General features: G+C 60.8%; 18 protein-coding genes. 9 read left to right on the forward strand and 9 right to left on the reverse strand.

Annotation, left to right across the window (positions count from 1 at the left end):
* Nucleotides 1-127: 127 nt before the first annotated feature.
* A complete protein-coding gene (locus NK667_RS20065; RefSeq protein WP_054615838.1) occupies nucleotides 128-532 on the reverse strand; it encodes a PA0061/PA0062 family lipoprotein in 405 nt (134 codons plus the stop codon).
* Nucleotides 533-759: 227 nt separating this feature from the next.
* On the opposite strand from NK667_RS20065, the gene NK667_RS20070 reads away from it, so the two are divergent.
* From NK667_RS20070 to NK667_RS20090, 5 genes are all read left to right on the forward strand, one after another.
* Nucleotides 760-3,981 (forward strand): efflux RND transporter permease subunit, encoded by a 3,222-nt coding sequence (locus NK667_RS20070; RefSeq protein ID WP_054615839.1) that lies wholly within the window; start codon nucleotides 760-762, stop codon nucleotides 3,979-3,981.
* Nucleotides 3,971-5,137, forward strand: a complete 1,167-nt coding sequence (locus NK667_RS20075; RefSeq protein ID WP_054615840.1) for an efflux RND transporter periplasmic adaptor subunit — start codon at nucleotides 3,971-3,973, stop codon at nucleotides 5,135-5,137. Before NK667_RS20070 ends, NK667_RS20075 begins: the two co-directional genes overlap by 11 nt.
* Nucleotides 5,121-6,530 (forward strand): efflux transporter outer membrane subunit, encoded by a 1,410-nt coding sequence (locus NK667_RS20080; RefSeq protein WP_054615841.1) that lies wholly within the window; start codon nucleotides 5,121-5,123, stop codon nucleotides 6,528-6,530. The genes NK667_RS20075 and NK667_RS20080 overlap by 17 nt, the downstream gene beginning before the upstream one ends.
* Before the next feature lie 243 nt (nucleotides 6,531-6,773).
* Nucleotides 6,774-7,244, forward strand: a complete 471-nt coding sequence (locus NK667_RS20085) for an RNA methyltransferase (RefSeq protein ID WP_054055178.1) — start codon at nucleotides 6,774-6,776, stop codon at nucleotides 7,242-7,244.
* Between the two features lie 77 nt (nucleotides 7,245-7,321).
* Nucleotides 7,322-7,699 carry a YgaP family membrane protein gene (locus tag NK667_RS20090; RefSeq protein WP_054615842.1) on the forward strand — a complete coding sequence of 126 codons (378 nt, stop codon included), beginning with the start codon at nucleotides 7,322-7,324 and terminating at the stop codon, nucleotides 7,697-7,699.
* A 103-nt stretch (nucleotides 7,700-7,802) separates the two neighbouring features.
* Here the strand turns inward: NK667_RS20090 and NK667_RS20095 are convergent, their stop codons facing one another.
* Entirely contained in the window at nucleotides 7,803-9,032 is a 1,230-nt protein-coding gene (locus tag NK667_RS20095) for a hypothetical protein (RefSeq protein WP_054615843.1), read from the reverse strand.
* Between the two features lie 111 nt (nucleotides 9,033-9,143).
* Nucleotides 9,144-9,593, reverse strand: a complete 450-nt coding sequence (locus tag NK667_RS20100; protein ID WP_054055155.1) for a YcgN family cysteine cluster protein — start codon at nucleotides 9,591-9,593, stop codon at nucleotides 9,144-9,146.
* A 280-nt stretch (nucleotides 9,594-9,873) separates the two neighbouring features.
* On the opposite strand from NK667_RS20100, the gene NK667_RS20105 reads away from it, so the two are divergent.
* Nucleotides 9,874-10,467: a nitroreductase family protein gene (locus NK667_RS20105; protein WP_054055158.1), complete on the forward strand. Its 594-nt coding sequence runs from the start codon at nucleotides 9,874-9,876 to the stop codon at nucleotides 10,465-10,467.
* A gap of 126 nt (nucleotides 10,468-10,593) precedes the next feature.
* On the opposite strand, the gene NK667_RS20110 is transcribed toward NK667_RS20105, so the two are convergent.
* The 6 genes from NK667_RS20110 to NK667_RS20135 form a co-directional block, all read right to left on the reverse strand.
* Complete coding sequence (locus NK667_RS20110) at nucleotides 10,594-11,526, reverse strand: D-2-hydroxyacid dehydrogenase (protein ID WP_054615844.1); 933 nt, start codon at nucleotides 11,524-11,526, stop codon at nucleotides 10,594-10,596.
* A gap of 119 nt (nucleotides 11,527-11,645) precedes the next feature.
* The gene (locus NK667_RS20115; protein WP_054055162.1) at nucleotides 11,646-11,939 is read right to left on the reverse strand and encodes a YcgL domain-containing protein; all 294 of its coding nucleotides are present in this window, start codon (nucleotides 11,937-11,939) and stop codon (nucleotides 11,646-11,648) included.
* Nucleotides 11,936-13,069, reverse strand: coding sequence for a ribonuclease D (rnd, locus tag NK667_RS20120; protein WP_054055164.1), 1,134 nt, complete (start codon nucleotides 13,067-13,069; stop codon nucleotides 11,936-11,938). Before rnd ends, NK667_RS20115 begins: the two co-directional genes overlap by 4 nt.
* Before the next feature lie 123 nt (nucleotides 13,070-13,192).
* Nucleotides 13,193-13,855, reverse strand: coding sequence for a class I SAM-dependent methyltransferase (locus NK667_RS20125; RefSeq protein WP_054615845.1), 663 nt, complete (start codon nucleotides 13,853-13,855; stop codon nucleotides 13,193-13,195).
* Between the two features lie 71 nt (nucleotides 13,856-13,926).
* Nucleotides 13,927-15,576 carry a phosphoethanolamine transferase gene (locus tag NK667_RS20130; RefSeq protein WP_054615846.1) on the reverse strand — a complete coding sequence of 550 codons (1,650 nt, stop codon included), beginning with the start codon at nucleotides 15,574-15,576 and terminating at the stop codon, nucleotides 13,927-13,929.
* 168 nt (nucleotides 15,577-15,744) lie between these two features.
* The gene (locus NK667_RS20135) at nucleotides 15,745-17,127 is read right to left on the reverse strand and encodes a glutamine synthetase family protein (RefSeq protein ID WP_054615847.1); all 1,383 of its coding nucleotides are present in this window, start codon (nucleotides 17,125-17,127) and stop codon (nucleotides 15,745-15,747) included.
* A 642-nt stretch (nucleotides 17,128-17,769) separates the two neighbouring features.
* Between NK667_RS20135 and NK667_RS20140 the strand changes: the two genes are divergently transcribed.
* The 3 genes from NK667_RS20140 to NK667_RS20150 all read left to right on the forward strand — a co-directional run bounded on the left by NK667_RS20140 (nucleotide 17,770) and on the right by NK667_RS20150 (nucleotide 22,677).
* A complete protein-coding gene (locus NK667_RS20140) occupies nucleotides 17,770-18,957 on the forward strand; it encodes a cyanate transporter (RefSeq protein WP_054615848.1) in 1,188 nt (395 codons plus the stop codon).
* Between the two features lie 159 nt (nucleotides 18,958-19,116).
* Complete coding sequence (locus NK667_RS20145) at nucleotides 19,117-20,028, forward strand: DMT family transporter (RefSeq protein WP_054615849.1); 912 nt, start codon at nucleotides 19,117-19,119, stop codon at nucleotides 20,026-20,028.
* Between the two features lie 237 nt (nucleotides 20,029-20,265).
* Nucleotides 20,266-22,677 (forward strand): Ig-like domain-containing protein, encoded by a 2,412-nt coding sequence (locus tag NK667_RS20150; RefSeq protein ID WP_054615850.1) that lies wholly within the window; start codon nucleotides 20,266-20,268, stop codon nucleotides 22,675-22,677.
* Nucleotides 22,678-22,997 lie beyond the last annotated feature (320 nt).

The raw sequence follows: 22,997 nt of genomic DNA on the forward strand, positions 1-22,997 counted from the left end.
ACACCGCAATCCCCCCTGTGGGAGCGGGCTTGCTCGCGAAAGCGGTGGGTCAGTCAACATTTACGGCGACTGACACGCCCTCTTCGCGAGCAAGCCCGCTCCCACAGGGCTTGTTTTTGCATCCGGCTCAGGAGCACCTAAAGCCTCTGCTCTGCGCCAACTGATTACCGTGGGAATCCATCAGGCTGACACCCGCCTTCAATCCCTCGCTCGATGCATTGACCTGGTAGTGCTCGCCAGCCTTGAACTCGCTGTAGCTCAGGTGCCCGGTGCAACTGAGGTCCAGCGAATTGCCGTCCGCGCCGCTGATCAACGTCATGTCCAGACGATGAGCCCCCGGCTTGACCTCGAAATAGCGCCCGTCATTCACCTGCCGGCCATCGATCCGCTGCGCCAGCAAATCGGCACTTCCCGGTTGCTCCAGACCAATAAAGGCTTCGCTCGGATCAGCCTTGGGCATCGGTCCCGCGCACGCCGACAACAAACACACCAGGCTCAGGCCCGGCAGCATTAACAGGGGTTTGAAAGTCATGGAAAAACACCTCGTAAAATGGACGCCGATACCGCCGCCAGGTGTGGCGGTGGGCACTCGGCTTGAGGTGAAGAGTGGCGGGCTAGAGCGCTGCGGACAAATGAATCCGCATGAAAGGATATTCAGCAAATGCTTAAAAATTTCTTCATCCCCATGAAGGCAAATCTTTAAGTAACAACCGCAAGACTGCCCGGCAATTGCACTTCAAGACCTCGGAGGTTTACGGCATGCTCGGGCTGGTAAAGACTGCACTGCTCAAGCCCTACACGTTTATCGTGCTGGCGATTTTCATCTGCATCATCGGGCCCATGGCGGCCCTGCGCACACCCACCGATGTGTTTCCCGACATCGGTATTCCGGTGATCGCGGTGGTCTGGCAATACAACGGCCTGGCGCCGCAGGACATGGCCGGGCGAGTGATTTACACCTATGAGCGTTCCCTGAGCACCACGGTCAACGACATCGAACACATCGAGTCGCAATCACTGCCGGGCATGGGCATCGTGAAGATTTTCTTCCAGCCCGGCGTGGATATCCGCACCGCCAACGCCCAGGTCACGGCGGTGTCGCAGACCGTGCTCAAACAAATGCCACCGGGCATCACGCCGCCGCTGATCCTCAACTACAGCGCCTCGACCGTGCCAATTTTGCAGATGGCGTTCTCCAGCCCGACCCTGTCGGAAGCGAAGATCCGCGACCTGGTGCAGAACAACATCCGCCTGCCGCTAACCTCAGTGCCAGGCCTCGCAATCCCGACGCCAATGGGCGGCAAACAACGGCAGATCACCCTCGACCTCGACCCTCAAGCGCTGGCCGCCAAAGGCCTCTCGGCGCAGGACGTCGGCAACGCGCTGGCGGCGCAAAACCAGATCATCCCGGTGGGCACCGCCAAGCTCGGGCCCAACGAATACACGGTGCTGCTGAACAACAGCCCGAAAGCCATCGACGAACTCAACGACCTGCCGATCAAAACCGTCGACGGCGCGTTGATCACCATCGGCCAAGTGGCCCATGTGCGCGACGGCTCGCCGCCGCAGACCAACATCGTGCGGGTCGACGGCCGTCGCGCGGTGCTGATGCCGGCGCTGAAGAACGGCAATATTTCCACGCTGTCGATCATCGACGGCATTCGCCAGATGCTGCCGCGCATCAACGAAACCGTGCCGCCGTCGCTCAAGACTTCATTGCTGGGCGACGCCTCGGTGTTCGTCAAACAGTCGGTGGGCAGCGTGGCCAAGGAAGGCATCATCGCGGCGTTGCTGACCAGCGCGATGATCCTGCTGTTTCTCGGCAGTTGGCGTTCTACGCTGATCATCGCCGCGTCGATTCCGCTCGCGGTGCTGTCGGCCATCGCCCTGCTCGCCGCCAGCGGCCAGACCCTCAACGTGATGACCCTCGGTGGCCTTGCGTTGGCGGTGGGGATTCTGGTGGACGACGCCACGGTGACCATCGAGAACATCAACTGGCACCTGGAACAAGGCAAAGCGGTGAAGACCGCGATTCTCGACGGCGCGAAACAGATCGTCGGCCCGGCTTTCGTTTCGCTGCTGTGCATCTGCATCGTATTCGTGCCGATGTTCCTGCTGCAAGGCATCGCCGGTTACCTGTTCCGGCCGATGGCGCTGGCGGTGATTTTTGCCATGGCCAGCTCCTTCATTCTGTCGCGCACGTTGGTGCCGACCCTTGCGATGTTTTTGCTGAAACCGCACAGGCCGGAACAAGGTCCGGGACATCACCCGGAAGATGAATTCATCAACCATCATGAAGGCGAGCAGCACCGCAAAACCCATCATCCATTGCTGCAACGGGTGCTGAATTTCCAGCAGGGTTTCGAGCGGCATTTCTCCAACCTGCGGGACACCTACTTCGGTTTGCTGGAGCTGGCGCTGGAATACCGCAAGCGATTCCTGATCGGCTTCCTCGCTTGTGTGCTCGCCTCTTTTGCGCTGCTGCCGAGTCTGGGCGAGGACTTCTTCCCCGCTACCGACGCCGGCGCACTGTCGCTGCATGTGCGCTTGCCGCTGGGTACGCGGATCGAAGAAAGCGCGGCGGCGTTCGACCGCATCGAAGCGCGGATTCGCGAGATCATTCCGGCGGAACAGCTAGACACCATCGTCGACAACATCGGCATCCCGCTGAGCGGCATCGACATGGCCTACAGCAACAGCGGCACCATCGGCCCGCAGGACGGTGACATCCAAGTCAGCCTCAAGGCCGATCACAGCCCCACCGCCGATTACGTGAAGCGTCTGCGTGAAGCCTTGCCGGAAAGTTTTCCCGGCAGCCACTTTGCGTTCCTGCCAGCGGACATCAGCAGCCAGATCCTCAACTTCGGCGCACCGGCACCGCTGGACGTGAAAATTTCCGGACCCAACGACGAGGCGAACCGCGCCTACGCCGTGGAACTGGAGCGGCGCCTGCAACATGTGGCCGGGGTCGCTGACCTGCGCATCCAGCAGTCCACCGGTTATCCGTCGTTGCAGGTCAACGTTGATCGACTGCGCGCCAATGGCCTGGGCATCACCGAGCGCGATGTGACTAACAGCATGGTCGCGTCGCTGGCCGGCAGCTCGCAGACCGCGCCGACCTTCTGGCTCAACCCGGCCAACGGCGTGTCCTACGGCGTAGTCGCTGCCACCCCGCAATATCGCCTCGACAGCCTGCCGTCGCTGGAGGCCTTACCGGTGACTGGCAGTGACGGGCAATCGCAGATCCTCGGTGGTTTGGCGAGCATTTCCCGGGTGCAGAGCCCGGCGGTGGTCAGCCACTACAACATCATGCCGACCCTGGATTTGTACGCCAACGTGCAGGGCCGCGACCTCGGCGGCGTGGCCAAGGACATCCAGAAAGTGCTGGATGACACGGCCTCGATGCGGCCCAAAGGCGCGGTGATCAGCCTGCACGGGCAGATCGATGCGCTGCATGAAGCGTTCAGCGGTTTGAGCTTCGGCCTGCTCGGCGCGGTGGTGCTGATCTACTTGCTGATCGTGGTGAATTTCCAGTCCTGGGTTGATCCGTTCGTGATCATCACCGCCCTGCCCGCTGCGCTGGCCGGGATTGTCTGGATGCTGTTTCTCAGCGGCACCTCGCTGTCGGTGCCGGCCCTGACCGGGGCGATCCTGTGCATGGGCGTGGCCACGGCCAACTCGATTCTGGTGGTGAGTTTCTGTCGTGAACGCCTGGCCGAACACGGCGATGCGCTCAAGGCTGCGCTCGAAGGAGGCTACACGCGGTTTCGGCCGGTGTGCATGACCGCCCTGGCGATGATCATCGGCATGTTGCCGCTGGCCCTGTCCGAGGAACAGAACGCGCCGTTGGGCCGGGCAGTGATCGGCGGCCTGATCCTCGCCACCACCGCCACTTTGTTGTTCGTCCCGGTGGTGTTCAGCCTGGTTCACGGACGCCAATCATCTCGTACTGTTGTTGGAGAAAGCTCTCATGTCGCCTGATCAAAAACCGTCGCGCAAACGCCTGATGTGGGTGGGGGTCGGCGGCCTGACCCTGGCCGCGTTGCTGGTGGCCAACGGTCTGGCCGCCCGCACCCGCCACGAGAAAGCCGTGGCGGCCTGGACCGAAACCGCCGCCATGCCGTTGGTCAGCGTGTTCCAGCCGCAACAGAATGTGCACGGCGACAACCTGCGCCTGCCGGCTCATCTGGAAGCGTGGAGCAAGGCGCCGATTCATGCGCGGGTCAGCGGTTATTTGAAGGACTGGAAAACCGACATCGGCAGCCAGGTGAAGGCCGGGCAGATTCTGGCCGAGATCGACAGCCCGGACCTCGATCAGAAAGTGGCGCAAACCCATGCGCGGCTGATCCAGGAACAGGCCAATGCACGCCTGGCCGAAACCACCGCCAGCCGTTGGCAAAACCTGTTGGCGACGCATTCGGTGTCGCGTCAGGAGGCCGATGAAAAACGCTCCAACGCTGCCGCCGCCAAGGCCAACGCGGATGCGGCCGCCGCCGATTACGCGCGGCTCTCGGCGTTGGAAGATTACAAAACTATTCGCGCGCCGTTCGCCGGGACCATCACCGCTCGCAACACCGATATCGGCCAGTTGATCAAGGCTGATAACGACAGCGACCCAGAGCTGTTCGACATCGCCGACACCCATCAACTACGCCTTTACGTGCCGGTGCCGCAGAACTACGCCAGCGTGATCCGCCCCGGCATGCAGGCCGAGCTGATCGTTCCGGAACATCCCGGCGAGCATTTCAGTGCGCGGTTGATTGGTGACTCCACAGCGGTTGACCGACGCTCCGGCACTTTGCTCGCGCAGTTCGTCGCGGATAACCCGGATGGCGCGTTGTTGCCCGGCGACTATGCCGAGGCGACTTTGCAGATTCCGGCAGACACCCATGGCGTGAGCATTCCGGCGAGTTCGCTGATCTTCCGCGCTCAAGGCACACAAGTGGCGGTGCTTGATCCGGATAACCACGTGCATTTGCGTGACATTCATATCGGCCTGGATCTGGGTGAGCGGCTGGTGATCGATCAGGGTTTGAAGCCTGCGGACCGGGTCGTCGATAACCCGCCGGATGCCCTGCGTGAAGGCGATACCGTGCAACTGGCCGACGCTGGAGGTGTGCATGCGCCCAAGGCTTGAGCTGCTGATCATGGCGCTGGCGTTGCAGGGGTGTTCAATGGCGCCGGCGTACAAGGCGCCGGTTATCGACTTGCCGGCGCAGTATCGCGAGCAGACCAGCGATGGGCCGTGGCACCTGGCCAAAGCTCAGGAGTCGAGCCCGGACTGGTGGCAGATTTATCAGGACTCGCGGCTGAACGACCTGCAACAGCGACTGCTCAAGGCCAACCCGGACCTGGCGGCAGCCCTCGCGCACTTTGATGCGGCGCAAGCGTATGCCGGTCAATTGCATGCCGGGTTGTTCCCGCAAATCACCGCCAGCGCCCAGCCGTTGCGCCAACGGCAGTCGGACGGCAAACCGTTGCGCGGCAGTAATCAGCCGTCGGTGTACAACAGCGACACTGCGGGGTTTGCGCTGAGTTTCGACCTCGATTTGTGGGGGCGAATTCGCAATCAGGTGGCGGCCGGCGATGCCCAGGCCCAGGCTTCGGCGGACGACTTGGCCGCCGCGCGGTTGAGCCTGCAACAGCAGCTCGCGACGCTGTACATCCAGCTGAATGGGTTGGATGCACAAAACAAAATCCTCAGCAGTTCCCTCGATGATTACACCCAGGCGCTGCAACTGACCCGCGACCGCTATGAAGGCGCCATCGCCTCCGAACTGGACCTGACCCGCGCGCAAAGTCAATTGGCCGAGGCCCGGGCGCAACTCGACGATGTGCGCGCGCAACGGGATCTGGCCGAGCATGCGATGGGGGAACTAGTGGGTGAGCCTGCGAGTGTTTTCCGGCTCCAGGCCAGCGATCAGCCATTGGCGTTGCCCTCGGTCCCCAGCGCACTGCCGAGCACGTTGCTGCAACGCCGCCCGGACATCGCCGCCGCCGAACGTCGGGTGTTCGCCGCCAACGCCAATATCGGCGTCGCCCGTGCCGCGTGGTACCCGGATTTCAGCCTGACCGGCCTGCTCGGCGGTCAAACCGCTGGCAGCGGCAATCTATTGGCCGCCGGCAATCGCTATTGGGCGCTGGGGCCGCTGGTCAACCTGCCGATTTTTGATGGCGGCCGCCTCGACGCCAACGAACGCCAGGCCAAGGCCGAATTCGAAGAAGCCGCCGCGCATTACCGCAGTCAGGTGCTGCGGGCGGTGCGGGAGGTTGAGGACAACCTCGGGCAACTGCGGGATCTGCAACGGGAGGCAGAGGATGAGCAGGCGGCGGTCGATGCGGCGCAACGGACCCAGACGCTGGCGATGAACAGCTATGAGGCCGGGGCGGTGAATTATCTGGATGTGGTGACCGCGCAGACCTCGGCGTTGCAGGCGCAGCGGCGGTTGCAGACGTTGCAGACGCGGCAGTTGCAGGCGAGTGTCGGGTTGGTGGTGGCGTTGGGTGGGGGTTGGAGCGGCGACATCTGAATACAAAACATCCCCTGTAGCAGCTGGCGAAGCCTGCGTTCGGCTGCGCAGCAGTCGTAAACCCGGATAACGCGGTTTAACTGGAATAACGCGCCGTCTGATTTTGCGACTGCTTCGCAGCCGAACGCAGGCTTCGCCAGCTGCTACAAGGAAAGCGTCGCACTGGCACCATCAATCTACAAACTGACCACCCTGCGGCAATCCCCGTATAATCGCCCTCTTTTTCCCGAAGGCACCCCGCTCGTGGCAGACAAACGGTACAGCTGCATTGGTTTGTATAACCCCAAATCACCGGAGAACGTCGGTTCGGTGATGCGCGCCGCTGGCTGTTATGGCGTGGCGTCGGTGTTCTACACCGGCAAGCGCTATGATCGCGCCGCCGACTTCGTCACCGACACCAAGCGTGTGCACTACGACATCCCGCTGATCGGCATCGACGACCTGAAAAAGATCCTGCCCCTGGGCTGCGTGCCGGTGGCCGTGGAACTGGTCGAAGGCGCGCGCTCGCTGCCGGAATACACCCACCCGGATCGCGCCCTCTATATCTTCGGCCCGGAAGACGGCTCGCTGGATAAAGAGATCCGCGACTGGTGCGAAGACGTGGTCTACATCCCGACCACCGGTTGCATGAACCTGGCGGCCACGGTCAACGTCGTGCTCTACGACCGCATGGCCAAAGGGCTGAACACCCGATCCGGTCCGAAATTCCGCTGAATCGCCGCACATCCGATGGAACAAGCGGCCCGCTTCGGCAGTCAGCTTTACTATCCTTCCCTGCCTGGAGATAGATCATGAGCGAACTCAAACGCGTAGAACGCATCGAATCCACCCCGTTCCAGACTCGTCACGAACAGAATGTCGAGGGCTGGGAGCGCATTGGTTCCCTGGCCGGCGGCGTGGTGATGATGGGCAAAGGCCTGCGTCGCGGCGGCGTGTTCGGTTTGATTCAAGTGGCGATCGGCGGCGTGGCCCTGGCCCGTGGCATTACCGGGCACAGCTCGGTGAAAAGCCTGCTGGAGAAAAGCCGTCAGGACATGAACACCGTGCGGGCGAAGATTCAGCGGGCGGGTGATGAGTTGAATCAGTTGAAGGCGGCTGCGGAAGCGGCGACCAAGACAGCGACCGTTACCGGGAATGATTCGTTGAAGTCGCCGAAAACCGGGGTTTGATCCGGATATTGCGGCGTGGCTTAGGGCCCCATCGCGAGCAAGCTCGCTCCCACATTTGAAATGCAACCCAATGTAGGAGCGAGGCTTGCCCGCGAAGGCGATCTCACTGAAGCAACTCGGTATCGAGGACTTTGGAGGGCTCGCCAATCACGCTTTCGGCGAGCTGGACAAACTCCTTGGTATCCACGCTTTCCAGATGCATCGCCCCGCGCTGAACATCATCCAGCGACCGCTTGTTGCGGGTCTTGATGCGAATCTCCTGATCGAGCTCCTGTAGCAACAACACTGCCCTGGCAATCTGCGCCGGGTTGACCTGCGAACCGCGCAGCGTCGTCACTTTCTGGCTGTCCTTGGCCAATTTCTTCTGCAAACTCTCATAGCGCTCATCGCTCATGCCGCCAGCACGCCGCACCAGTTCGATGGCGTAATACTCGGCCAGGCCTTCGCTGATCCATTCGCTATGTTGTTTGTCGTTGACCCGGCCAAACACCTGAGCCAGTTCGCGCACCAGCACACTGGTGCCGCTTTCGCTGACCAGTGGCAAACGGCTGTTGAGGTAGATCGATTCCCGCGCCGCCAGGCTGCCGCGCCACATCGGGTCGTTGGCACCGACGATCAGCAGTTTGCCTGGATGGCGTGGGAATACGGCCTGGGCTTGCGGCCAGACAAAGGTCAGCAGCGTCAACACGTCCATGCGATGCATGCCCTGCCCCACTGGCGAGGCGACGGTGACTTCGGTTTCGCCCAAGCGTGTGCGGCGGCTGCCGAGGTGGCCGGCGAGCATCCAGCCGGTGGGCCGGTCGAACAGTCGGGAGACGTTGTTGATGCGGAACGTGTTTTTGCCGATACGCGGCCAGGCGGTCTCGACGCTTTTCCAGCCGCTGGGCAATTCGAATTCCAGGCGCGATGCCAGTTCGATGCCGTCCTGCTGATCGAGTTTGGCCGCCGGCACCAGGTCGTCGCCGCGCATCAGCGCCCAGTTTGGCGTCATCCGCGTGTCGAAGCTGCCGTTCTTGCGCCCGTGGCTAATGCGTACGCGGTAAGTCAGGCTGGCCTTGTCGGCGGCCGGGCGCCAGACGCCACGGGCGGTTTTGCCCGGCGTGAGTTGCCATTCGCCGTCGGCCTTGAAGTCGCTGTAGTGGCTGCCATCGCCCAGGTCGAAGTCGAGGCTGCGCACCGCAGAGCCCTGGGCCAGCGTCAGTCGCACTTCGGCCTGATCGCTTTGCGGCAACAGGCGCACGTGGTAATCCAGATCGACCTTCTTCGCCGCCCACACCGACGAACTCAGGGCCAACGCCCCGACGGCCAATGCCAGCCGCAATCCCCCAGCCATACACACTCCTTGTGGCAATAATCACTGCCTATTTATTGGGTGAGTGCTGCGCACTCAAGCGGGAGCAAGCTCCCTCGCCACAAAAGCCACCACCACAATAGCGGTGGACCTTTAGCCCGCCCGGAAAATCAGGTGATCTTCCCAATCGTCTTCCGGCACGCTGCCTTCGGCAAGCATGCGCCCGGACTGGGAAATGCGTTCGTGGTGCACCGCATCGCGGTCGCCGCACACCAGGTGATGCCACAGCGGCAGGTCCTTGCCCTCGCTGACCAGCCGATAACCGCAGGTCGGCGGCAGCCACTGGAACTCCTCGGCCTTGCCCGGCGTGAGCTGGATGCAGTCCGGGACGAAGTCGCGACGGTTCGGGTAATCGGTGCACTGGCAGGTGTTCAGGTCCAGCAGTTTGCAGGCGATGCGCGTGTAGTAGACGCTGTTGTCTTCTTCATCTTCGAGCTTTTGCAGGCAGCACAGGCCACAGCCGTCGCACAGCGATTCCCATTCCTGCGGATCGAGTTGATCGAGGGTTTTGCGTTTCCAGAACGGTTCGACTGTGGCGGCCATGGCTCAAGCATCAACATCAGGTGGTGAAAAGGCCGCCAGTCTAGTGCCCAAGGCCTTGCGGGCCAAGCGCTGGCGACTGTCGGTAGAACTTCACTTGTCAGTTTTGGCGCCACGAAGTAGCTTTGCCAGTCGCAACGAGCCAAACCTGAAGGCCATTAACGCGCAACCGCGTTGCATTCCGGTGAACTGCCACGGCTCGAAAAACCTCATCGCTCAGCTCAACTGTGGCCGCTGGTTTTTATTTCGACTCCCTGACCCAAACGTAGCAAGGAACCTCTGCATGAGTGCCAATCCACGCGTTGCCGAATATGCCATCCACCCACAGTTCACTGATCGCTGGTCGCCACGGGCCTTCACCGGCGAAGCCATTCCGGAAGAAACGCTGCTGAGCTTCTTCGAAGCCGCGCGCTGGGCGCCGTCCGCCTACAACTCGCAGCCTTGGCGGTTTCTCTACGCGCGCCGCGACACGCCGAACTGGGAGCGTTTCCTGGGTCTGCTGAATGAGTTCAACCGCGGCTGGGCGCAACACGCCTCGGCGCTGGTGATCGTGATCTCGAAAACCACCTTCACCGCGCCTGGCGCCACCGAAGAAACACCGGCGCTGTGGCACACCTTCGACACCGGCTCGGCCTGGGGCCACTTGGCGCTGCAAGCCAGTATCAGCGGCTGGCACACCCACGGCATGGCCGGTTTCGACCAGGAACTGACCCGCAAGGAGCTGAACATTCCCGAAGGTTATGCGCTGCACGCGGCGGTTGCCGTGGGCAAACTGGGCGATAAAGCGACCCTGGCGGAATACCTGCAAGCCCGCGAAGAACCAAGCCCGCGCCGTCCGCTGAGCGAACTCGCGGCTGAAGGCGACTTCACCCTCTAAACCACACCGCAAAAACAATTGTGGGAGCGGGCTTGCTCGCGAAGGGGCCGGCACATTCAACATTGATGTTGACTGACAGACCGCTTTCGCGAGCAAGCCCGCTCCCACATTTTGGTTTCGGTGGGTTCAGTAACCGCGGTTGAAGTCCACTTCGCCGCGCAGCGCTTCGCCCGCCTGATACGCCCGCAGGTTTTCGACGAACAGGTCCACCATCATCGTTGGCGAGGTGGGAGCCGAGCTGTGGCCGGTCAGGAGTAGGCCCCAGGCAGTCCAGAATGGATGCCGCTGCGGCAGAGGTTCCTGACGGCAGACGTCGATTACCGCGCCCGCCAGATGCCCTTCTTTCAAGGCTTCCACCAGGTCTGCATCGACCACTGCCACGCCGCGTCCGACGTTGATGAACACGCCGGTTGGCTTGAATTGCTTGAACAGCGCCGCGTCGTACAGATCGTGAGTGTTAGGCGTGTTCGGCAGCAGGTTGATCACGTAATCGACTTCACCGACCAGTCGCGGCAGGTCGGCCAGCGCGGCCACTTCAACAAACGGTGCCTGCTCGCGGGCTTCGCTGGCGATGCCATACAACTCGACGCCAAACGGCACGAGGAAATTCGCTACGGTCTGGCCGATGTCGCCAGTGCCGACGATCAGCACTTTGCGTCCCGCCAGGCTTTGGCCCTGGCGACTGTCCCACTTGCGCTCGACCTGGCTGACCAATCGCGCCAGCACCTCGCGTTCGTGGCCGAGCATGTAGGTCAACACGTATTCAGCCATGACCTGGCCGAAAATCCCCACCGCCCGGGTCAGGCGATAGTGGCGTGGCAAGCCGTCGGCTAGCAGCGGCGTGATGCCGGCCCAGGTCGATTGCAGCCATTGTGGCTGGTGGCCCTGACGCAGCAGGTTGGCCAACAAGTCGGGCTGGCCGAGCCAGATCGGGCAATCGGCGGCCTGACGCGCCAGTTCGGCGGAGTCGCCGCTGGTCAGTACTTCCAGCTCGGGCGCTGCCTGACGCAGCAGTTGGGCGTACACAGGGTGGTCGTGTTCAGCAATCAGAACGCGCATGGCTCAAACCTTTCAAAACAGTGCAGACGACCGCGGACGGAGTATCGCTCCATCGCCGCGGCCATCATAAAAATCATTCCAGTCTTTCACACAGGTTCTGAACAGAACCTGTCTGCCGATCACATCGGGTCGTTGCGACGCAGCAGTTCTTCGGGCAAGTGTTCGATGTACTCGTCCTCGGCCGGCGGCATTTGCAAGTGATAACCCTGTTTTTCAAGGTTTGCCAGGACCACGGTGATGTCCTCGCGCGACAGTTTGCGCTCGGGGCTCAGCACCAGGTCAAAGGCGTGATGCGGCTTGCCGAACGCCGCCATCAGCGATTCCGGGACGCGCTCCAGTGCATCGCTTTTGAGCACATAGAGGTACATCTCGTTTTTCTTCAGGCTGCGGTAAATGGAGCAAATACGTTTCAAGGCTGTTCTCCGGCGGTGGCCAGGCTGTCGAGCAGCGCCTGGCCCATCAATTCGCGGCGCCAGCCACGCAGCGAATCAGGCAATTGGTAAGGACCGTTGGGATAGCCGCTCTTGAGCAGCGCTTCCAGGGTTTTCTTGCGCAGCATCAGTTCTGGCGCAATGTTCAGGCGTTCGGCTTCGGCCTGGCCGAGGGCCCGCAGTTGCTTGACCAGCACCGCGGCGTCCACGGGCAATGGCTCCGGGACAGCGGGCGGCCATTGATCCGGCGACACACTGGCCGAGCGCTTGATCAGGTCCAGCAGGAATTCGCCGTCCTGGCGCACGGTACGCGGGTGCATGTCTTCGATTTTCGCCAGCGCACCGAGGTTGTCCGGTTGCGTGCGGGCCAGCGGCCACAAGGAATGCTCACGCACGATGCGGTTACGCGGCAGATCCCGGGCGCGGGCTTCGTGTTCACGCCAGGCGCAGAGCTCACGCAGTACTGCGAGTTGGGCACGGGACAGTTTCCAGGCGAGCTTGGCTTCGCGGTAGACCTCGTACGGATCGACCTCGCGGCGCAAGTTGGCCACCAGTTCGGCGCCGTCCTCCAGCACCCAGTTGTATTTGTCCTCGGACAGTTTTGGTTGCAGGCGTACGTACACCTCCGCCAGATGCAGCGCATCTTCGGCGGCGTAGCTGATCTGGGTGTCGGACAGCGGGCGTTGCAGCCAGTCGGAACGGGTCTCGCCCTTGGGCAGGTCGATGCCGAGCACTTCCTGGACCAGTCGCGAGTAACCCATGGAGAAACCCAGGTTCAGGTAAGCGGCAGCCAGTTGCGTGTCGAACAGCGGCGCCGGCAGGCTGCCGGTCAGGCGCAACAGGACTTCGAGGTCTTCGCTGCACGCGTGGACGACTTTGACCACGGCCGGGTTTTCCAGCAACGCGGCCAATGGCTGCCAGTTGTCGATGGTCAGCGGATCAATCAGGTAAGCGCGTACGCCATCGCCAATCTGCAGCAGGCCTGCGATCGGGTAAAAGGTGTCGACCCGCATGAATTCGGTGTCGAGGGCAACGAACGGCAGCTGCTGCCACTCGGCGCAAAACTGACCGAGGCTATCGTTGTCGCGAATCCAGTGAATATCGATGGCCACACGGCTCTCCCTTGAAGAATGGCGCGCAGTATATATCGCCCCCGGCGATTTCCGCGCATCCACTGAACAAGAGCTTTAGCGAAAAGACCTGCTTAAAGGCAAGAAATGTCTGACGAAGGGAGGTTAACCGGTCTTACGCAACACGTAGACCCGCATCCGCGCGCAACCGGGAAAGAAGTCCTGATGACTGAGCAGGCTGAAACCCGCCTGTCTGAACTCGGCTTCCAGCAACAGCTTGCCCGGCAGCGGCTGGGGCTCAAAGCCATCAGCGGCGGATGGCCGGCGCCCGAAGCGGCTTTGCAGGCGCACCGCGACAATCACCGTGTCACGGCTGACGCGGTGGAATTCCCCGAGCATGGCCAAGCGGTGGTCGGGGCTGGCGATATGTTGAAACAATTGCATGCAAATCATGCAATCCACCGCGTTCGCCGACAAATCGAGGGTGAACGCCGAGCTCTGAAAGGTCTTGATTCGCTTGAGCAACTGCTGCGGGTGATGGGTACGGGCGTGATCGAGCATGTCCTGGGACGGATCCGACGCGAGGATCACTCGATTGCCGTGCTCCGCCAGCACCGGCCAGAAACGCCCGGCGCCACAAGCCACATCCAGCAACAATCCAGGCTCGCCGGCGACCTTGAGGGCGTTGCGCACCAATTGCTCGGCGCGCCAGAACGCCAGGCGTCCGGCCAGGCCACGGGGCTGCGGCTGCAAGCAGACGCGAGCGTGTTCCTGATCGTAGCGCCGGGCGAACTCTAGCTCGACGGCGGATGGGGGCAACGCGGACATATACGGGCTCTTATTAAAATATCTACCGGCCGCAGGTTAGCGACTGGTCCGTGAAAAATAAGTCGAAGCACTCACTTTTTTGCCAGCACGCCATCGATGATCGGTGCGCGGCAGCCGGCGAACATGTCGAGTTCAGGGTTGTAGACCTTGCTGTCGACCTCCAGCAGACCAAGCATCGAATGGAACAGATTGTCCTGGCTCAAGGGTTGGTCGCGGCTCATTTGCAGGCAATGGGTGTCTACCGCGAACGACTTTTGATAGCTGTCGGAGAACCACGCCAGCATGGCCACATGTTTCTGTTGTTCCGGCGCCATCATGTAAGGCGTGCCGTGGAGGAACAGGTTGTACTCGCCCAGGGATTCCCCATGGTCGGACAGGTAGAGCATCGCGGTATCAACTTTGTCCTGGTTGCTGCGCAGCAAATCAATCAGGGTCGACAGCACGTGGTCGGTGTACACCAGCGTGTTGTCGTAGCCGTTAACGATACTGTCGCGGCTGCAATTGTTCAGTGCATTACTTTCACAAACCGGAGTGAAGTGTTCGTACTCTTTGGGGTAACGCTTGAAGTATTCCGGGCCATGGCTGCCCATCTGATGCAGGACCAGCACGGTGTCTTTATCCAGGGTGTCGATAAAGTGCTGCAAACCTTGCAGGAGAATTTCATCGCGGCATTCGCTGCTGGAGCACAACACCGGATCCTTCAAGTTGCTGACATCATCGATGGTGACCCGGTCGCAGGTGCCTTTGCAGCCCGACTGGTTATCGCGCCAGATTACGTCCAGGCCGGCACGCTTGAGCACATCCAGCAGGCCTTCTTCGTTCTTCGCCTTGCTAGCGTTGTAATCCTTGCGCCCCATGTTGGAGAACATGCACGGCACCGACACCGCCGTTTCCGTGCCGCAGGAGTGCACGTCAGTGAAGGCAATCAGCCCGGCTTCTTTACTGAGTTTAGGCGTGGTGTCGCGCTCATAACCGAGGACCCCGAAGTTCTCGGCCCGGGCACTTTCGCCAACCACCAGCACCGTCAGGGATTTGCGTCCGTGGGTCTGCCAGCTCAGGTCTTTGCGCGCATCTTCACCGATCTTGACGAAGGGCTGTTGCGCCGAGGCGACTTGCTCTCGCAGATAACCGATCGAGGCGCCGATGTAGTTGCTCGGCACCACCATCAAATGCAATTCATGGTGATTTCGAAACAACGACGACAGGCCCTGATAGTTCACCAGCGCTACACCACCGATGACGGCCACGGAAGCAACACTCACCAATACTTTACTTAATAGGTCACGGTGCCAGGCGCGATAACTGATCGGTGTTTTCCACAATAACCACGTTGGCAAAACACCCAGCACGACAATATAAGCCAACAACTTTATCGAGAGTAAGTCGCGAACTTCCGTGGCATTGGTTTCGGCAAAGTTACGGAACATACCGGCGTCGATCAGCACGCCATATTGGCTCATGAAGTAAGCCACGCCGGCGCTGACCATGAAGATCAACGTCAGCACTGGCTTGAGCACGGGCCGGAACGCCAGCAGGGTCAGGACAATGTTGAAGGCGCCGAGCACCATCACGCCAAACGCCACGCGCATGGCAATGCCCTGGGCGTTGGTGGCGGTGATTTCGAACAGGTGCTGCCAGAGCACCAGATTGAATCCGGCCAATAAAAAGGCGCTGGCAATCAGTGTCACCCACTCGGGGCGCACGGCTTTTAATTTCAACATGCGGATGGACTGTTCCTGAAAAGAAGTGCCGCCGGCAAATGTGAAAATTTCATTTTCCGCGACAGCACAAACTTTAAGCAGCCAACCATCAATTTTTCGTGAAAAAGAAGCCAACGATTAGTTGGCTCCCGACATAGACGTAAAACTTTTAATGTATTTGAGAAACTGTCAGGCCTGGTTCAGGTACCAGCGCCAATCCTGCTCCCCGACCTCGCCCATGAACTGCCGATATTCGGCACGCTTCACCGCCAGGTAAACGCCGAGGAACTCACCGCCGAACGCTTCCCGCGCCCAACTCGAACCTTCCAGCGCGCGCAACGTGGTCAGCCAGTCGGTGGGCAGCAGTTCGGTGGCCTGCGCGTAACCGTTGCCTTCTACCGGCGCACCCGGGTCGAGTTGTTCGCGAATGCCACGGTGAATGCCGGCCAGGATCGCCGCCGCTGCCAGATAAGGATTGGCGTCGGCCCCGCAGATGCGGTGTTCGATGTGCCGGGAGAACGCCGGCCCGCCGGGAACCCGCAGGCTTACGGTGCGATTGTCCACGCCCCAGGTGGCGGCCAGTGGCGCGTAGCTGTTGGTCTGGAAACGGCGATACGAGTTGGCGTTCGGGCAGAACAGCAGCAACGAATCGAGCAAGGTGCTGAGCATGCCGCCCACCGCGTGCCGGAGCAGCGGCGTGCCGTCCGGCGCTTCGCTGGCGAACAGGTTGTTGCCGTCCTTGTCCGCCAGGCTGACGTGCATGTGCATCCCGGTGCCGGCCAAGTCATCGAAAGGTTTGGCCATAAAGCACGCCGCCATCCCGTGCTTGTGAGCCACGCCTTTGACCAAGCGTTTGTAGCGCACCGCTTCGTCCATGGCCTGCAAGGCATCGGTGCGGTGTTCGAGGGTTATTTCCACCTGGCCCGGCGCGTATTCGGAAATCGCCGTGCGCGCCGGAATGCCCTGGAGTTTGCAGGCGCTGTAGAGGTCGGCGAGGAACGGTTCGATCTGCTCCAGTTCACGCAAACCGTAGACTTGCGTGGCCCGTGGCCGCCCGCCATCGACGTCCCGGGCCGGTTGTGGCCGACCGTTGCTGTCGCGTTGTTGATCCAGCAAGTAGAACTCCAGCTCCGCCGCCATCACCGGGTAATAACCGTCGGCCTGCAAGCCCTCGATGACCTTCGCCAGCAGGTGACGTGGATCGGCAATCGTCGCCGGCAGGCCTTCTTTGGGATGCATGCTGACCTGCACCGCCGCCGTGGGAATCAAACGCCACGGCATGCGCTGCAAACTGCCGCTGACGGGATAGGCGCGGCAATCGATATCGCCGACGTCCCACACCAGACCGGAATTTTCCACGTCATCGCCATTGATCGTCAGGCCGAGAATGGTGCTCGGCAAGGGCCGGCCGCTCTCATACACCGCCAACAGTTCATCGCGATGCAGCAACTTGCCCCGGGGCACGCCGTTGTTGTCGAGGATGAACAACTCGAACATCTCGATATCCGGGTTCTGTTCCAGAAAGGTCAGGGCTTCTTGCTTGGTCGCGAAGGAGGTCGTGGCACAACTCATGGGAATTCTCGTTTTTCCGTGTCAGGCAGACGCGCAGGCGTTGCCGGTTTGATCCCGCCGCATGGCGCGGGACCTGTAGGAACAATCAACGGGAAACGCAGGAATCCGGCGGGCGCGCGTGGCGGCAATGCCACAGCGCCCAAAAGGCCAGTTCGGAGGGAAGTGCTGAGAGGGTTGGCGCGGTGGCAGGCAGGAATCGACGACCGAGGCTGGATGCTTGGTGGTGGAATGCGACTGGCCAACCGTCCATAGAAGAAACCGCAGAAAACTGATGAGCAGCAGCGTCACATGGCGAGATGGGTCGTTAAATCGGGAATTGAAGAACCTTGGTTGCGAACTGGCTAAACATTCACCCGGCCGACTGCAAAGTGACTTGTAGCAGCTGGCGAAGCCTGCGTTCGGCTGCGAAGCAGTCGTGAAATCAGGTGACTCGGTGTTTCAGGAAAAACGTTTGCTCAGGTCGGACGACTGCTTCGCAGCCGAACGCAGCCTCGTACCTCGGCAGCTGCTACAGGTCGCGTTCCGGATTAAAGCCCGGTTGATGGCAGTTTATTTAATTTCTAGATACCGCCCCAGACTTTCTGATTTGCCGCTGCCCGGCCCCTCGCGCCTAATCAAGACCTTGTTCTTGAAGGCTTGCTTATGGAAAACGTTCGCGCAACTACCCGCCCTGCCCTCTGGTTGATCGCCAGCATCATTCTCGTCGCACTGAATCTGCGCCCGTCCATGGCCGCCGTCGGCCCCTTGCTGTCAGCGATTCGCGGGGATATCCCGCTGAGTTTCAGTACCGCTTCGCTGCTGACCATGCTGCCCGTCATGGCCATGGGCCTGGCGATGTTCCTCGGCATGCGCGTCGCGCAGCGCTTCGGCGAACACCGCACCATCGTCCTGTCGCTGGTGATCATCGGCGTGGCCACGGTCTCGCGGCTGTACCTGGACAGCACCCTTGAATTGATCCTCAGCGCGGTACTGGCCGGGGTCGGGATCGCCCTCATTCAAGCGGTGATGCCGGCGCTGATCAAGTCGCGCTTCAGCGACAACGTCTCGCTGTTCATGGGTTTGTATGTCACTTCGATCATGGGCGGCGCGGCTATCGCAGCTTCGTTCTCGCCGTTCGTGCTGGCGCAGACCGGCAGCTGGCGCATGGGCCTGGCGATCTGGGCGCTGCTCGCGTTGCTGGCCCTGGGTTTCTGGTTTGCCCAACGCTCAGCCATCCCGCAACTACCCGCTGCACCGCAAGGTCGCCAGGAATCGTTTGTCGGTAACTCGCGAGCCTGGTTGTTGGCGATTTTCTTTGGTTTGGGCACGGCGTCCTACACCTGCGTACTCGCCTGGCTCGCGCCGTACTACGTGGAGAAAGGCTGGAGCGAACAGAACGCCGGTTTGCTGCTCGGGTTTCTGACGGCCATGGAAGTGATCTCCGGTCTGGTCACTCCGGCAATAGCCAATCGCAGCCAGGACAAACGCCTGGTGCTGGCGGTGCTGCTGGCGTTGATCATGGCCGGTTTCTGCGGCCTGATCCTCAGCCCGGAACGCTTCAGCCTGCTGTGGCCGTGCTTGCTGGGCTTGGGCATTGGCGGTCTGTTCCCGATGAGCCTGATCGTGTCCCTCGATCACCTGGATAACCCTCGCCGTGCCGGCGGGTTGACCGCTTTCGTGCAGGGCATCGGCTACCTGATCGCCGGGCTCTCGCCGCTGATCGCCGGGATGATCCGCGACCAGTTGGGCAGCTTCGAATGGGCCTGGTGGTCGCTCACCGCAGTGATGGCGGTGATGATTGTGATGGTGCTGCGCTTCAACCCGAAACGTTACGCGCAACACATCCAATAAGCCTCGACGGTCCTTTCAAGGCCTGCCTCCTGGCTGATCAGCCGTTTCCTTGAAAGGATCTCTGCAGGTTATTGCAGTCATGTATTTAAAAACTCGCCCGTGCCCGCAGGCCGGCCTACCTATCATTGGCGTCTTGCACTTAAACGCTGGGGAGCACTCATGAAACAAGTCGGTTTTGCAGCAGCTCATTGGGGCATGTTGATCTGGGCGATGCTGATCGCCGCGTCTTTTTTTGCAGCGGCGGAGGTCAGCCAGGCGATTGATCCGATCCTGTTGACCGGCCTGCGCCTGTTGTTTTCAGCCTTGATGTTCCTGCCGCTGCTGCTGTTGAAAAACCACTCGCCGATATCGGTCAAAGGCTTGCTCGCGCATGCGGTGCTCGGGCTGTTGCTGGCGACGTATTTTGGTTCGCTGTTCGAAGCGCTGCGCTACACCACGGCGGTCAACACCGCGACGCTGTACACGCTGGTGCCGCTGATGACGCTGTTCTTTGAAGTGTTCCTGTTGCCGAGCCCGAGTTTGAAAACTCGCCTGTTGCCTATGCTGATTGCGGCGGTCGGCGCGGTGTTGCTGATCCTCAAAGGGTCGGCGCCAGGAGAATTGCCGGCGCTGTATCCGGTCGTGGTGTTCGGGATTGGTTGCCTGGCGATGGCGCTGTACTCGCCCCTGAGCCAGCGCTTCAAGGCCAAGACCTTGAAGGGTCGTGACCCGGTGGCAATGACCTTCTGGAACATGCTGTTTGGTTCGTTGTTTCTGCTGGTGTTCTGCCTGTTCAGCGGCGGCTGGCGCAGCGGTGCGCAACTGGCGGTCAGCGATATGTTGTGGCTGGTGTACCTGGCGCTGTTTGGCACTCTGGCGACGTTCTGGTTGCTGCACCGGGCGATCGGGGTGATCTCGCCTTCGACGGTGATTTCGTATGTCTATCTGAATACGTTGTTTGTCACGCTGTTCCACTGGTTCTGGCTGCGCCAGCAACCGGCGTTGATCGAAGTGTGCGGGGCGGTGTTGGTGGGGGTCGGGATGTTGGCGCTGGTGATCAGCAGCCGGAATGTGAAAGCGGTTACAGCCTGATATCCAGCCCGCTCCCACAGGAGGACCTTCGGCGGACGCAGAATCTATGTTCGGCACCAGTCCTCTGTAGGAGCGAAGCTTGCTCGCGAAGGCGGCAGATCAGTCAATATTGACATCGACTAACCCACCGCCTACCACTCGTCCTAAACCACCCCTCACCTGTTATTTCTGACAGTAGCCGCCCCAACGCGGTCGGTATTTCATAAGCCATGCCCCCACCGAACCCACAGGTGCACCATGGCCACTGAACAACCGAACGCTGAAATCCTGGTCAACTATCCGCCCATGATCCTCGGCGCCACCCAGCCGGTGTTCCCTGACCCGGCGGTGCCGCCGGGCGAGCCGGTGGTGGGGTTGCCGTTGTACATGTTCAGGTTGGTGCTCAATGAACAAGGCGTACTGGCGGGCGCCGTGAAAGTCGCAGTCGCCCCACCCCCGCGCGATGGCACCGGTGCTGACAAAATCTCCATCGAACTCATACTCAACGGTGATTCACTGGAAAACCGGCCCATCCCAGACGCCGAGCGAGATGATCGCACGGAGTTCGACCTGTTCCAGGCATCGTTACGGGATGGCAGCAACAACAAAGTGGAATACAAAGTCCATCGCTACGGTGGCAATGTCGGCGACTCGATACCACTCTGGGTGCTCTACAGCGCCCATTTGCCCGGCGGCAATGACGTCCCCGGCAACGACGACCACCCTTACCTTCAAATCAGCCTGCCGCCCGAACTGGGCAACCCGGCATTCATCGGCAAGGACGACATCGATCAAGGGGTGAAACTCAGAATCACCTACCCGTTTTGCAAAAAGTACGACAAGGGCACTGTGGAAATGCGGCGCCCTCGCTTCGACATCGCGCTGCCACCCCCTGGGCCGGATTGCACGTACGAAGTCACCCTCACCCGCGAGATGTTCGAGCAGGCCGGGGGCAGTCATCCGGCGTTTCCGTTTTCCTACACCATCGTCGATCAACTGAACAACGCGACGGATAAGTTTCGCTGGTCGGCCATCATCACGGCAGACGTGGACATGGACGTGGTGACGGTGCCGCTGCCGTTCTTCCGCGAAGACCTGGCCGACGGTTCAGACGACCCCACGAAGGTTGATCGCAAACTGCTCGAGGGTGGGCCGTTGTCGGTAGTGGTGATGCCCGAGGCGCCGAAATTCGAGGCGGGCGACCGGGTTGAAGGCCTCTACACCGGGAGCCCGTCCGGGGTGAGCGTGCCGTTCAGCGGCACCATCGGCAAAGACAGTTTTAACCGACTCGATCCCTGCGTGATGGAGATCCCGAACGACAGGGTTGTGCTCAACGACAACGTGAAGGCCGAGTATTCCCTGTTCAGAGCCGGCGTGAAAGTAGGCCGGTCGAGTGTCGCCGACGCGCTGGTAATCGATTCCACAACCGCCATTCCCTTGAACCCACCGACCTTAATGCCTCCAGCATCCAATCCGATTAACGTGCTGGAGTACGATTTGGGCGTGACCGTGCGTGTGACGTTTGCCGGCAATCCCGGTGACCAGGCCCGACTGAAAGAGCTCAACCCCGCGCCGGGCGCCGGGCCGTTTCCGGTGCAGGACATCGTCGGCGGGCGGTCCGATTTCACCCTCAGCCAAGCGAATCTGGCAGCCCGCCAGAACAGTGTTATTGAGCTGACCTGGGAATTGATTCGCGGCGGGATGCCGGCCGGAGAGTCGGCGGCGTTGCGGTTGAGCGTGAACCGGATGATCGATGGCGACCCTCGGTTAACAACCCCCACTGCTCCCCCCGGAAACATTACCTCTACGCTGGATTTGAGCAGTTTCACTGGCAATACCACCGCTCAGCTCAAGGCTTGGCGCGGGATTGCACTTGGACAATCGCTTTGGCAGTCGTGCGAAGGTACCAACAGCAGTGGCGCGCCAGTCACGCTGCCCCTCTATCGGGGCGTGCCCATCGGCTCGGTGGGTGATCAGAGCGGTGTGGTGACGCGGGCGTTTCTGGAGCAGTTGGCGGATGGTTCGCAGATCAGGGTGTTGGCGGCGGTGAATTTTGATGGGGTGGCGAATGAAACGACGGCGGTGAAGTTTCCGCTGCGGACTTACCAAGTCAAGGTAGCCCCACCCTTTATTTTCAATACGTCACCAGTGACCCTGAGCGGCAGGTGCTACATCCTCCCCGGGAACCCAAATATTTTGCCTGTATTTGGTGCGGGAACTACAGTTCATCACCGTGCCAGCGGAGGCACAGCGCCTTACACGTATATCTCCAGTAATTCTGCCATTGCAGTTGTAAATACCGACGGGCTGGTAACGGTACGAAAAAACGGGCAGACAACAATCAGTGCACAAGACGACACCGGACAATCCAAAGCTTATATCGTGACGGTAACGGGTGTGATGCAGTGCTATGGTTTGGGACGTGCCCAATGGGGAGCCGCCAACAACTCCGCGAATGGCTCAGGAGGTCGCTTGCCGAGCATTGCTGAAATACGCCAAGTACTCGCGCAGTATGAAAGCCGCTGGCCTATGGGCGCGGACTTTTACTGGTCATCAGAGCAAGTGAGTGGCAGGACGGATCACTATGTTGTCCATATCCCCGGCGACGGCCAGGCAATCGGCCGCTGGGATGCAGGGACGGCATTAGCCTATGGCATCAAAGCCTACTGAATGAAAAACCGGACAGGGGCGTATCCGCAGCCCCTTTACGAACAAACGAAAGCTGCGATCGTTTGATCGTATTTTTTAGACGACAGATTAAAAGATCGTCGCCTTTGGGTGCTCCGACAATGAGATCTGATGCCGGAATATACCTACACGCGAACCAGCCTTTTCAGGCCTTGCCCCGGTTGACTGCCCTGCCCTCACTCCCTATCCTCCCGCCTGTCACGACTCATTCGTGATCGGGTTTGACGGCTCGGCGTTTACCAGGACCTTGTGCAGCGCTATGGCAGCTGTGCGTGGGGCACTTTCGAGTGCGCCGGGTTCCT

It is taken from the genome of Pseudomonas nunensis, from assembly GCF_024296925.1.
Classification (GTDB): domain Bacteria; phylum Pseudomonadota; class Gammaproteobacteria; order Pseudomonadales; family Pseudomonadaceae; genus Aquipseudomonas; species Aquipseudomonas nunensis.